The organism is Methanobacterium sp. (assembly GCA_016222945.1).
Classification (GTDB): domain Archaea; phylum Methanobacteriota; class Methanobacteria; order Methanobacteriales; family Methanobacteriaceae; genus Methanobacterium_D.
Window position 1 is genome coordinate 1 of the sequence record JACRPY010000010.1, and the last position, 13324, is coordinate 13324.

Below are 13324 nucleotides of genomic sequence, written 5' to 3' on the forward strand. Positions count from 1 at the left end.
AAATCTTCTTTTTAATTACTTCTGGAGGCTCGTATTCAATCTCTTCGTACTCAATTTCCTTGTAATTGGAGATGCTGAGACTGTAATCATTCTCTTTAATCTCATCCAGCGGAACCACGAAGCACTTGGCTTTCCTATCTTCCAGATCTTCTTCATTTTTCTGGTTGAATTTTTCAATAATATCTGAAATATCCCCTTTACCATCAATAAAGGTCCGTTTATCATCTAAAGAATAACCATCGGCCTCCATGTCATAGAACCAGACCTTTTCAGTTGGTTCTCCTTTGGTGAAGATTAAGATACCTGTGGATACCCCTGCGTAGGGCTTGAAAACACCAGAGGGCATGGAGATCACTGCATCTAACCTGCATTCCTCTAAAAGTTTCATTCTTATGGATTTATGTGCTTTGGAATTTCCAAATAAAACTCCTTGAGGTACAATAACTGCACATCTTCCCCCTATCGTTAGAATGTTGTACATTAATTCCAAAAAGAGAATTTCTGTTTTGGTGGTGTTTATTGTGAAATCATCGCTTAACTCTTCTTTGTTAATGCTTCCTTTAAACGGTGGGTTAGCAAGAACAATGTTATATTGCGGCCTTTGATCGTATCGTACGGAGATAGTGTTAATTTGATCAATGTAAGGGTTGCTGATGCCATGCATCATCAGGTTCATTAAAGAAATTCGGACCATTGTCTGGTCAAAGTCATAACCGTAAAGTGACTCATTCTTCAGAAACTTGAATTCTTCCTTGCTTAATTTATCCCCTTTGAAGTTGTATTCAATTCCTTCATCATCAATTTTAATTAAATCAGGGGATGTATTTGATTTGAGAATATGTCGATAAGAATTAACTAAAAAACCAGCAGTACCACATGCCGGGTCGCAGATTGTTTCACCTATTTTAGGGTTTAAGAGTTCCACCATCATCTGGATGATGTGTCGGGGTGTACGGAACTGACCGTTTTTACCGGAGGTTTTAAGTTCAGATAAGAGGTATTCGTAGAGATCCCCTTTGGTATCCAAATTTCGGTCCTTGATGTGCATATCGTCGATGATTTTGGTGGCTTCAGTCAGAAGACTCCCTGTAGGAATGGCAAAGACTGCATCTTTCATGTAACGGCTGTAAAGGGAATTCGCACCACCCAGATCCCGTAAGAAGGGGAATACTTTATCCCGAACATGGCCCAGCATCTCATCAGCAGCCATATTATTCCAGTTGGACCACCTGCAATCAGGACAGTCTTTAAAGATGGATTCATATTCTTCCTTACTGAGCTGTACATTCTTTTCCCTGGAGATCTCATCATCATCTAAACGTTTCATGAACATTAAGTAGGACATCTGTTCAATGGCCTGCAGGGGATTGGATATTCCACTGCTCCAGAACTTATCCCATAACTGGTTAATCTTTGATTTGAGGTCTGAGTCTAACATACGAGTTCTCCTTTGAATGCCTTTTGCATTAGGGTGTTGAATAGATTGTCTATTTCTTGTTTGGATTGGGATTGGCAAGCTTTTAGGGGTTCCACTTGTTGGACGATTTGGGCGAATTGATTTTGGAGTTCTAATGGAGGTATTGAAACCTCTAATTTATCAAAAAATCTTTTAGATACCCTTTTTTGTCCCGCACTACCAGTCATCATATTTTCAGCATTATCTCGGATAGAATCTAACGACAATAACTGATATATCCACTCAGAATTTACTTCTTTAGGCCTTAAAACATGAAATTCGGTCGAACCGAAGCCAATTTTAGTATCAATACGAGCTATAGTACCCTTTCCATTTTCCATACAAGGAGTAATTTTTGCAAATAAAACATCATTTTTCCTAAAGTAGGTGTAACCTTTAATAACATCACCTAAATTCTTTATTTTATGATTAAATATTTCTCCTTTTTCTCCAACATCTTCCATACCTAAAAAAGTAATTTCTGTGCTTGAAGGTAAATCATTGATTTCCGATTTTTTAGGATTGATTTCACATATTTCTGAAAGAGATTTAACTTCCCAATCTTTATTTTTCTCTTTATCAAAGAACATATGAGCGAATAAACTCTTTAAATAATCATCAATCAATTCATCAGCTTCTGCCCGCCATTCTTTCAGTTTTTCGCCCTTTTCCAGAATTTCAACTATTTTCTTTTGGGTTTCGATGGGGGGAACAGGGATTTTGATTTTTTCTAATCCAGATTTAGTAATTGCCTTAAAAGTTGATCCTGTTCCTGATTCTTCAATTTTAGGCTTTAAATAATTTAATAAGTAAAATAAATATTTATTATCACCATTTTTTAGATTTAATGAAGCTAAACCTCTTCCAATACAATAATCTATATTGGCAATGTTTACATCACCAACAGGAGCCCTAACAGACATTAGTATGCTCCCTCTTTTTGTCTTCCTTTTAGGATCAGTAGTGAATTTTATATGGTGAGGATATGTTTTTCCAAACTCTGCTTTTCCCTGTAAAAAAGGCATTCCTTCTCCTTCTTCATTATAAGAAGATCCAGGAGGTGATTGGCCCATCAACAATTCACAAGCATCCTTAATTTGAACAAATTTCCAATTGTAATTTAAATTTTCTTCTTTAATCATGATTAACTTCCGAAAATGCAGTTGAACGAACATTTATTTGATGATTTTAAGTCAATTCATATGTTTATTCCAAAAATCACATTATAGAATAGTTTCTCTTAACATGTATCCAACAACAGACTCTTTTTCTATTAAAAAGTCTAAAATTACTAAAAATTGTTGTTTTAATTGTGTGTTTTTTCTTAACTTTTCAGAATTTATATTCTCATACCTTCTGACAATATTCTCTAAATAATAGACCGTATTAGTCTCTAATTCATCTGACCACAAATTATTATAAACATTTAACATTCTAGAAATCCATAAAATTCCATCATCCACATAAAGGCTTCCTATTCCATTTAATAATTTTGAGATTGAATATAAAACAGAAGGACATTGCCCAGTATTCTCTGTTAGTTTTTTAAAAAAACGTTTATCCTCTTCTTTAAATGTATGCCAATGAGTGGCTTCCTTTTTCCAAATATTTTCCGCAAAAAGATAACCTTTAATAACTTTTTTAGTATAATAATTGTCTCCTTTATTGCATATTTCAACTATTTTTTCATAAAATAAATCCCAAACTTCCCAGAAATTATCGTAAACATCTAATCTATCTTCCGCGTATGCAAATTCTTTAAATAAATTGGCCATATCTTCTGAACTATTGAAATTATCAATAAATGGCTTTAAATAATTAGATATATCCTGTTTAGATGAGTTTAAAACAAAATCTGCTAGTTTTTCTAAAAATATATGTCTTGTCCAATAATCAATTTTATCTTCTCTTTTATTTGATAATAAATCCTTTGCAAAAGTTGAAATTATAGTTTTAGCTAATTCTTTATGTTCTGTATGCTCTGTTTTTGATGGTATTAACTGAAAAGCTGTTTTTAGAACATATGAATCCTGTTTTTCTATCTCATTTAAATCGTTTATAGTGATTTCGTTTTTGATTACTTTTTGCAGCTCTTTTTCGTACTTATTATCAAATTCTTTTATTAATTCAATTTCATAAACTTCATAGACATTTTTCCCATAATTTTTCTTACGTATTTCTGCTCTTAATTCCTCATATTTTGGTTTTAACCACAAATATCCCAAAAGTAAGGATTGGGTATCTTCAAAATTAATATTCCATAAATTAATTATTGCTAACTTAGAATAATCGCAGAATTCAGAACCCACTCCCATTGGTTGAGGATCAAATAAAGTTAATAACAAAATAAATTTTATAACCTCTTTTTCTTCTGGAAATTTCTCCAGCAAGAGTGGTAGCACAGAAATCGCAGATTTTACACCATCTCCCAATTGATAGCCATAATTTTCTCGTAGAGATGCGGAAGCACATTCTAAAATAATATTTTTACAATAACTTATCTCATCCTTGGAAATTTCTTCAGAATAATCCCTAACTAAAACAGAACATGCATCTCCTGGAATGGAATGATAAAAAAGATGAAATTCAAGATCATTAGACTTGAAACCGTTAACAACTTCCTTTAAATCTTTTAAAACTAGCTTAGGATCTTTATATTGCTTAAATTCATTATATCTATCATCATTTCCAATTTTGTAGCTGGCCCACATTTTTAAAGGCATGTATTTCATTTTTTCTGACATTTCATCAGTTGATCTTTGACTGAATTCTTTCAGTTTAGAACCAAGTTTTGTTATAAATTTAATTAATACATGATCGTCTTTTTTTTCAATTTTAGGAACTATTTTCCTACTATCCATTCTTGCTAAATAAAGTCTCCAAGTTTTATCAGAGTCCGTCTCTTCTTTTTCATTAGGTAAATCATTGTAATATTCATCAAAAATATCCCATATTTTATGCTGCCGTTTTTCAACTTCTTCTTCACTTATTTGTTCATTTCTAAAAACTTGATAAAATAAAGCTAAACTCTCTAAAGACTTTTTTCTATGTTCATCTTTGCAAGTTTTTATTCTTTCATCCTGGTAAAAATTGCGCTGAGAATTAAGGCCATATCCTATGCTATAAATACCTTCTGCAGTATTTTCAAGACTCCACCTAACGGTATCATAAATAAAAAATTCTTTTGTTTGAAATAATACTTTAGCTACATTAAAAGTTTTATCAGGGAATGCTAATACAATACTTGCGATTATGGCTGTAATAGAAGCTGATTTAGCATTCACAAGCAAATATAAAAGCCAAGATTCTAATACTTCTGGATCAAATTTTTCTGCATTTTCGAGGAAAAATTTTTCTAAAGCCATATGCATTGATTGTAAAACATTAGGTGAATTTTTAGTACCCCTATACATATTCCAAATCGTGTCATCTATATACTGTTTGGTTGTTTTTCCATTTACGATAAAAACGTCTATTTCTTCAACTTTTTCTTTTCCTAAATTGAAAATTTCTTCATCCCCTGATTTGAAAAGTTCTCCTTTCCCTAAATCAGATTTAGCATAGCATTTGATCGTTTTATTGGTGAAATTTAGTATAAAATTTATAGTTTTTTCAAAAGAATATAGTAACAACCAGTAAATAGGTGTTTGAAAAGAGCTTGAAGGGAAATAATCCATGTCATTTCGTTTTAAACAAAATTTCCCTTCAATGTCTAGAGGATCATCAATAAAAGGTAAATCACCTTGATGCCCAGAATTATGAAAATCATCTTTTTTAGGATTTTTAAACCAAAAAAGATCTGCCAATCTCAAAACATATTCTGGAAGAACTTTTATGACTTCCATATTGACCCCCACTTTTGTTAAAATGGCATTTATTAACTCATTATAATGGTCTCTATGGTTATCCCATTTATTTTCCAATATTTTATCAAAAATTATAATAAGTTCGTCTTTTATTTCACTAGCACCAAATAAAATAGTTTGAAGAATTTTTTCTTCAATTTTTTTATCTAAGTATTTATCCTCTTCAATTACCCATTCATAGTATTTTAAAGCTATTAAGCTAGAAAATCTTGTTGTTTCACCTTTTTTGAATTTACTATTCCAATCATGAATTATGGGAAAAATGAAAGTAATATTTTCAATTTTAATAGACTCTAAGTTTTGATAAACAAACTTTATCAGATTTTTCCAACCATTACCTTTAGGTTTAGTAAAAAAGTAAGTTATAGGAAGTGAATTCATCTCTTTTATGCTTAATGCTTGAAAAAAATCATTATCAACTTCTTTACAGGCTATCCTGAGTAATAAGGTAACTTTTTTTAAAAACTTTTGATCATTTTCTATCAATTTTTCTTTGAATAACTCAAAAAAAGCTTCAGAGTAATCAGAAAGCAAAACGGAGACTAAAATTTCATCTTTCCAAAAATACTTAATTTCTTCATCTTGAATAATTTCTTCAATAAATTGTGTTATGAGTCCATTTTCCAGTAAAAGTTTCTCAGATACCCAATTTCTAAAGCTTCTACGTACTGGTAGAGATTCTCCAATTTTCTCAAAAAATTCTTCATTGTTTTGTTTCTTTATGAATTCAGAATTGATTATCTTTTCTAATGCCCATTCCTCATAAATATCATGAGTAATGAAGTATCCTGCTGTTTCATATCCCAAAATTCCATCTTGAACAAAATTATCTAAAATTTGAGAATCACAATCAGGATTAACAAAAAATTGACTTTGATTTGCTCTTTCAAAAGCTGTTTTTAAAAAACATTGCTCTCTAGATGGTTTCGATCTTTTTATTATATTATTCCATAACTTTTCTTTAAAATTGGAATAATTTAAGGTCTCTTTTTCATTATAAAACCTTAAATATTCATTCAAATAAAAAGGATTTTTAATAAGATCACTTAGTTTTGAGTCTTCTGGAAGAGAAAAACTGTATTTGCTAGATAAATTTTCCAAATCAGATTCATCTAAGTTTGTTATATCTAAATTAAATGGATTAATATTATATATATCAATAAATTGATAATTCAAATCTTCTAAATAATTATTTCGAGTCGTGAAAATTATTTTCCAGTTATTTTTAATTAAATTTAAAAGAAACTCCTTAAAAATGTCTGTATTTGGAAGTTCTAATAATTTTTCAGCAGAATCAATAACAATAATTTTAATTTTTTCATTATCATGAAAATCAATGAAATCTCTAAAATTAAGTCCATTAAAGAGATCATTTAGGTTATTTAAATTGAATTCATTAGCTTTAAAAACATAAAAAGGAGTTTCTTCCCCTATTTTTTTATAGAAATTTTTAATAACTGCTGTTTTGCCAACTCCCCCAACACCACTTATGATTAATATTTGTTTCTGCCTAAGTTCATTCTCAATATTTTGTAAAATTTCACTCCGATCAATTTCTATTTTTTGATCATTGAAATTTATATCCGTCTGAATTTCATGGAATACTGCATCATTATGCAGTTTTTTTTCGTTAACAAGACCTATAATGCTTTGATCTAGGCTAAAAAAGTGTTGTGCAATAATTTTATTATCAATTGTAACGAAAGAAGATTCAAAAAAACTCATAGTTCTCCAATCAATTTCGATTTGTAAACTTTCAGCTTTTTCTTCAATTTCAATTAGTCCTTTTGGTGGCTTTTTAGCTTTATCTTCCCGATCTAGCCGCTGCACCCATTCCTGATTAGAATACAAAATAATTTTAGTAATATCTGGATAATCACGCTTAGTTCGTCTGATGGTCTCAATAAGATCCTTTTTATGGGATGATAAAGTAGTTTCATAGAATTTTGCTTGCCAGCCAATTACTTCATCTTCTTTAATAATAGGATCCGTTTCGATTCCAGATTGATTTTTGTAACGGAAAATACCAAAGGGTTGATTGAATTCTTTACAAAAAAGTAAATTACAAAACCATTCAAAATTATCTTGATGATTCTCACTAAATTTTGCTTTAAACTTATCCCAATCTGGTTTAATAATTTCCATCATAGATCTCCCATAGTATTAAAATTAATTAATTAAATTATTATCTTATATCAACACATCCTAATCCTATTACACTTATCCACAATCCCCTCTAACTCCTCATAACTAAACAAGTCCAAAGGATTCTCATCCTCAAAGGGAGGACTACCAAGGTCCTTCATTTCTATGTGTTTCCTCTCTGCAAACACCTTCTTCAACAACATTAAAAATTCAAGCTGTCGGGAGGTGTAGTGGGGATTGTTTGTTATGTAACTGTCGAACCGTTTCTCAATCATGGCTCTGGGATCATCGTTTCGCTTTATATTAATAATGTCCCTTAAAAATAGTAGAAAGTCAATATTCTGCTGTTTTTGAATGTATTCAATGGTTATTTCAGGTTTGAGAGAGGAGAGTTCTTTTTCTAAATTCATAAGTTCCCTGGAGGTTATCCCTTCACCTTCCTTTAACTTACGGACTGCTTCACTTCGCTCTAAGAGTCTTTTAAGGTCTTCATCTTCTTTAACTTCTTTTTCAAACTCTTTCCAGTTTACAATTATATCCAGTGCGGAAATATCAACGACTGGCCTGCAGGTGGGTTCAAAGTACTTCATCACCGGTGCAATCTCCCTCACCAAAAATTCCACATCTTCAAATGTCAGGTCTTCCCAGAACTCCATCTGCTGGGCTCTCATAAGCTGTGGTTTCCTCTCACTTATCACCTGGAGATTGTCCTTATCAGCCACATTGCGGATCATGTAGACCAGTTCCCGGCGTATTTTATCAATCTTCTCCTTATCCCGATCCAGCACGCAGGTGAATAGCTTTTCAGCCTTTAAAATAAATGATGAAACCTTGGAATTAGTCCCAAACTGGGTGATAATTAAGGGAGATACTTCATCCATTAACTCATCCACCATTCCATCAAAGTCATCACTTTTTTTTATCCGGGAGATTATGGATGATTTTTCCCGGACCAGGAAGAACTCTTCATCCAGTTCATCTATGGTGGCCCTGATCTTACCGGTTATGAGTTCCCTTTCTTTAGGGGTTAAATTTTGCTCTAATAGAGCCACCCGGTTGTTGAAAATGTTGGTTAGAACATCGTTGGGCACTCCCGTACCTTTTCCCCTTTCCAGTTCATGGAACTCAATATTGGAATGACCCCCGATCATGAAGTCAAATATTAAAAAATCATCCTTTCTATTGTTGGGGAGCCAGTCCTTGTGCTTGCATGCTTCCAAGTTACGGGTTCCTCGGCCCAGCATCTGCCAGAATCTTATGGGAGATACAACTGGTTTTATAAACACTAAGTTGCAGACTTCAGGGATGTCCACCCCTGTATCGAGCATTCCCACTGAAAGGGCAATGCGTGGGTTTGATCTTTGTTTAAACCGTTTAACCTCATCATTAGCGCGGTACATGTCCGAGGTTATAACCTGCACTTCACTGGCAAACTTGGGGAATAACTCTCCAAAAACTTCCTTCATTTTATTTGCATGGTTCTTGCTGGCACAGAAGAAAATGGACTTGGCAGGTTTGCCTTCATCTGACCTGTAGCAGGTTTCCATGAAACTTTTTATTACGAGGGTGTTGGTCTTGTCATCCATGAACACCCGGTCAAACTGGGAACCAGTTGGTTCGAAGGTGTCAGGATCCACATCCTGCCTGCGGAGCTGGTCTTTTAGAAACTTGTCCAGGTCCTCCTGTTTTATTCCCTCATTTAAAACTTTGGTGGAAATAATATGGGCAAAGTAGGGAACTAAAACCCCATCCCGAACCGCCTCATCATAAGAATACTCTGCAGTGGCCTTTCCAAATAAATCAAAGGTACTCTGCGTTTCCCTTTCTCGGGGAGTGGCGGTTAATCCTATTTTTATACAGTCGAAGTACTGGTAAATTAGATTGTTTTTATCATAGATGGATCGGTGTGCTTCGTCAAAAACAATTAAATCAAAAAATCCAGGGGAATATTTCTCAAACATTCGGGTTTCCTTGCCACCCATTAGGGTCTGCACTGTGGAAACATACAAGCGACTGGAAGTGGTGAATCCTTCCCTTAAATCAGCTGCTGGTTCTGTGAAATATTTTTTAAATCCATTATCTCTGGCCTGTCCCACTAAAGCAATCCTATCTGCAATGAATAAGACATTTCTAACCACATTGGATTTGATTAATAGATCAATAAGGGCCATTGCTACACGGGTCTTTCCTGTACCTGTGGCCATCTCTATTAAAGCAGTTCTATGACATTCTGAAAAGTGTTCTGAGAGTTTCCGGACTATGGTCACACTTCTGGGCCTATCCACAATATGAGTATTTATTTTAACAGTTCGAGGATCTTTACGATTTCGGTATAGATCCCTGCGTCTTTTCAAATCAGCTTGAGAAAATGGGCCACTGACTTTCCTTTCAATACCGTACTCATCAATAAAAAGCCATTTTTGACCATTAGTTAAGAAAATAGGTACTTTCTGGTTTATTTGACTTTCAATATCCAGAGAATATGTTCTAGCCTGTATTCGGCCGGTATCTGCGTTTTTGGAAAACCTTTTTGCTTCAATTATAGCTAAAGGTGTGTAATCTTCATCCAGTAAAACATAATCAATGAAACGATCAACATTCCGTTGAGGGTTTCCATCGAACAAAATAATATTTTTATCTTTAAAATTTGATTTAACAGAGTTGACTTCCTCTTTAATATATTTTGGAAGCCATCCTTGTTTTTCTAATTCTGGATCGATATACTGCTTTCTAGTTTTGAATTCTGATAACAATGAAACATCATCAGTATACGATTCCATGATATTATGATGATTATGATTATATTAAAAGTTACTATTTGCTCCCACTTTTCATATCTGTGGACTAAGTTCCTAAGTTCCTAATATTTTGCCATTAGTTAATAATATTTACAATAAAATCAACATCAAAACTAAATGGATATTCATTTTTTCAGATTATGAATCAAATTCAGCTTTATTATCCATTTTTATCAGAATCAATTCACATTCGCTATTTTCATCAAAAATCAGATAATAAAATATATAATAAATAAAATTTAATTGGTTATTGTATGATAAAAAGAGATATTCTGATAATAATCATAGTAATTCTTATAATAGCAATTATAAGTGTGGGGTTTGCAATTTTAAGCCAAAATAATTCTTTTACCCCTTCAAACAATTCAAGTAACCAAAACGCATCAATGAATGTTACAGTTAACACTACAAATTCCAGTGTTACTAATTCTAAAACTCCCGAAGCTAAAAGTTACACTTGCAGTTACTGCAAGGGTGTAGGATACTATGAAAGCAAAAATATCTGCACAGCATGTAATGGTATAGGTAAAGTTGGCAATAATACTTGCCCTACATGTCAAGGCTCAGGCTTTGGAGAAGGAACTAAAAAAATACGTTGCGATGGATGTGGAGGAGATGGAATCCTTAATCCAGGAGACCCTGGATATGGTAACCCCATATAATTTATTTCCTTTCAGTTAACTTTCTCTATTTTTGAACCGTTGCCAAAATGCGATAGTTGACTTTAGGAAGTTTATTTCCTAAATTAAGAGAGTAAACTTATCCATATACATTCTATGAATTTTTTTTATGCGGCATTTTTCCCAGTGCTGCTTCACTTTGTGTTGCCATTACTTATCCCCATAGTTTTAGGAGTTTATTTCGTGAGATTGTCTTATAAGAGTCATCAAGTAATCCATATCTTCTTCAGGTTTTATTATAATCTCATAATCTCCATTTCCCCAGTGTCCCACATCGGAAACATCCCGGGCCATACCTCGGGGATCATCCAAGGTATCTTTACGTACATTAAGCCATATTTTCATTTTATTCCTTTGCAAAGTTATGTCACAGAAATTAGTGTTAGATTTAAAGGCTATGTAGAGTTTTGTAGGTTTAACCTCTATATTTTCACCAAAAAGATAGATTCTCTCTTTCAGTTCATCATATAGTTCTTTAATTTCATCGGATATGTTTTTTAAATGATCATCCTCGGTGAATACTTTCACTTCATCACTAACTTTTTGAACAATTTCACTCTTCGAACTTAGCTTTGTGATGGATTCACTGCTTCTAGATGCCTTTAACTGGTTGAAAAGAATGTTTTCATTTTTATATTTGGTAACTTCCCATAGTTCTATGGGTAAATCCTTAAAATCTATTGCCTGTCTTTGGTACCTTGTAAATTGGGGTGCAACAAATATTACACGTGACTGGGACCAGTCAACATCATTTCTACCTAAAGAAATATCTTTAGATTCATTGTATTCCAAAATAAAATCAGCTTTGTTATTTAATAAAAGAGCAAGGTAGGCAAAGCCCTGATCAATCACAGAAAAATTTGAGCTTCTTTTGAATTCTATAATCACAAATGATCTGGTTTCATTATCAAAGGCCAGAGTATCCATCCTCAAATTGTTTAGCTGAAATTCGGACTTGACAAAATCCAAACCAAAAATGAGTTCAAGGTTTTCTTCAGTTATTTTCTGGATTTCTCTTTCCAATTTAAAATCAATTTTATCTATGCGCTCTAGATTCCCCTTATTCATTGAAAATAATGGCATTAAATCACCTTAAACTTGAAAAATCTTTCTCACAGATATCTTCTACATTGCATTCTTTACATCTATTAGGGTGGCAGAATCCATGGTTTTGGGGGTCACCCTGATAAACTCCCTCTTCAACCTCTTTCAAGGCAGTTTCAGAACAATAAGAATAGATACCTTTATTGGTTTGTCTTATTGTGTAAGGAAGTTCTAATTTTTTTAAATAATTTACAACTACGTCATGTTCAGGTTCATTATTGATTCCAGTTACTTTTAAAAATCGAATGTTAGAATCATCTAGTTTATAGGAATCTTTAACAAATTCACGGTCTTCCCACCCTTCATCAACAAGATCTCCCATTAAAAAGTCAAATACATTTTCACCGATGCCTAGTAAGTCATTCCAAGGTTTAGTCCTTTTAAATTGTTCCCATTCATCTACAGATTGGGTTAAAAATTCAATTTCATCAATGGATCTATTTTTGAATTTAGAATATTTCACTAGGAGGTAATTGGAAAAACTAGCATCATACTTATGCTTTAAATCATTACAGCAGACTAGCATCCACCATAATAACTGATAATAGTGGCTACCTTTATTCCTTTTGAAATTTCGAACTGAATTATAAAAACCTATTCCCTCTTCTCCTGCTTTTCCATTTTCAAGATCTAAGTAGAATGGACTTTTATAATTACCAGCAAATTCACGATTATAAGTCCGATTAAATTCAAAATTATCTAAAATACTACCTATTTTACTAATAGAAAAAATTTTCTCTTTTATTAAGAGTTCAGAGAACTTAGAAGTGTTAAAACCACCTTGTTCGTAACCTCTCTGAATAAAAAGGTAATCAATGTCTTCCCATTTGATCCCGTACTGTTTCCATGTTGGTTCTGTGGTTTTAACAGCATTTAAAATAATTTTACGAACATTTACTTTCTGCAAATTAAATTGCCCCCTAATTTTTCATTCCCAAATAAAATTCCCCATACAAAATCTTAGGAATAAACAATTCTGATAATCACTTTATCCAAGTTTATCTTAAAAGTTGCTATTTAATCTGGGAAGATAAGTAGGAGCCAAATGTTTATTAAAAAATAGATATTAAGGTAATACAATGGGTTTGGGTTTGTAAAATGAATGGGAAGGCAATTGATCTTTCACTAAGAACCTATTTTTAAAAGCACACCATCTTCTTTTAAGAGTATTTTAATGGCCTTATCTGTTTTAATGTAGAATTTCATAAGGAATTTGACTCATGATATTTCCCCTTAATACATTCCCATTTGGAATATGCTGCATTTTATGCTGCA

General features: G+C 32.7%; 7 protein-coding genes. 1 reads left to right on the forward strand and 6 read right to left on the reverse strand.

What is annotated here, in order from left to right:
* The 4 genes from HZC47_11640 to HZC47_11655 all read right to left on the reverse strand — a co-directional run.
* Positions 1 to 1438, reverse strand: a 1438-nt coding sequence (locus HZC47_11640) for an N-6 DNA methylase (GenBank protein MBI5681537.1), incomplete at its 3' end; no start/stop codon positions are given.
* Complete coding sequence (locus HZC47_11645) at positions 1432 to 2598, reverse strand: restriction endonuclease subunit S (protein ID MBI5681538.1); 1167 nt, start codon at positions 2596 to 2598, stop codon at positions 1432 to 1434. The genes HZC47_11645 and HZC47_11640, both read right to left, overlap by 7 nt.
* Before the next feature lie 81 nt (positions 2599 to 2679).
* A complete protein-coding gene (locus tag HZC47_11650) occupies positions 2680 to 7461 on the reverse strand; it encodes an ATP-binding protein (protein MBI5681539.1) in 4782 nt (1593 codons plus the stop codon).
* A 56-nt stretch (positions 7462 to 7517) separates the two neighbouring features.
* Positions 7518 to 10247: a DEAD/DEAH box helicase family protein gene (locus HZC47_11655; GenBank protein MBI5681540.1), complete on the reverse strand. Its 2730-nt coding sequence runs from the start codon at positions 10245 to 10247 to the stop codon at positions 7518 to 7520.
* Positions 10248 to 10519: 272 nt separating this feature from the next.
* On the opposite strand from HZC47_11655, the gene HZC47_11660 reads away from it, so the two are divergent.
* Entirely contained in the window at positions 10520 to 10927 is a 408-nt protein-coding gene (locus HZC47_11660) for a hypothetical protein (GenBank protein ID MBI5681541.1), read from the forward strand.
* A 186-nt stretch (positions 10928 to 11113) separates the two neighbouring features.
* Here HZC47_11660 and HZC47_11665 read toward each other — a convergent pair whose 3' ends face one another.
* Together HZC47_11665 and HZC47_11670 are read right to left on the reverse strand one after the other, a co-directional pair.
* Positions 11114 to 12028, reverse strand: a complete 915-nt coding sequence (locus tag HZC47_11665; GenBank protein MBI5681542.1) for a hypothetical protein — start codon at positions 12026 to 12028, stop codon at positions 11114 to 11116.
* A 4-nt stretch (positions 12029 to 12032) separates the two neighbouring features.
* On the reverse strand, positions 12033 to 12956 hold the full coding sequence (locus HZC47_11670) for a hypothetical protein (GenBank protein MBI5681543.1): 924 nt from the start codon (positions 12954 to 12956) through the stop codon (positions 12033 to 12035).
* Positions 12957 to 13324: the final 368 nt, after the last annotated feature.

What these genes read in the sequence shown, in the direction of transcription:
- HZC47_11655 (MBI5681540.1), bottom strand. Translation starts at nt 10,247, where the DNA reads ATGGAATCGTATACTGATGATGTTTCATTGTTATCAGAATTCAAAACT.
- HZC47_11645 (MBI5681538.1), bottom strand. Translation starts at nt 2,598, where the DNA reads ATGATTAAAGAAGAAAATTTAAATTACAATTGGAAATTTGTTCAAATT.
- HZC47_11660 (MBI5681541.1), top strand. Translation starts at nt 10,520, where the DNA reads ATGATAAAAAGAGATATTCTGATAATAATCATAGTAATTCTTATAATA.
- HZC47_11665 (MBI5681542.1), bottom strand. Translation starts at nt 12,028, where the DNA reads ATGCCATTATTTTCAATGAATAAGGGGAATCTAGAGCGCATAGATAAA.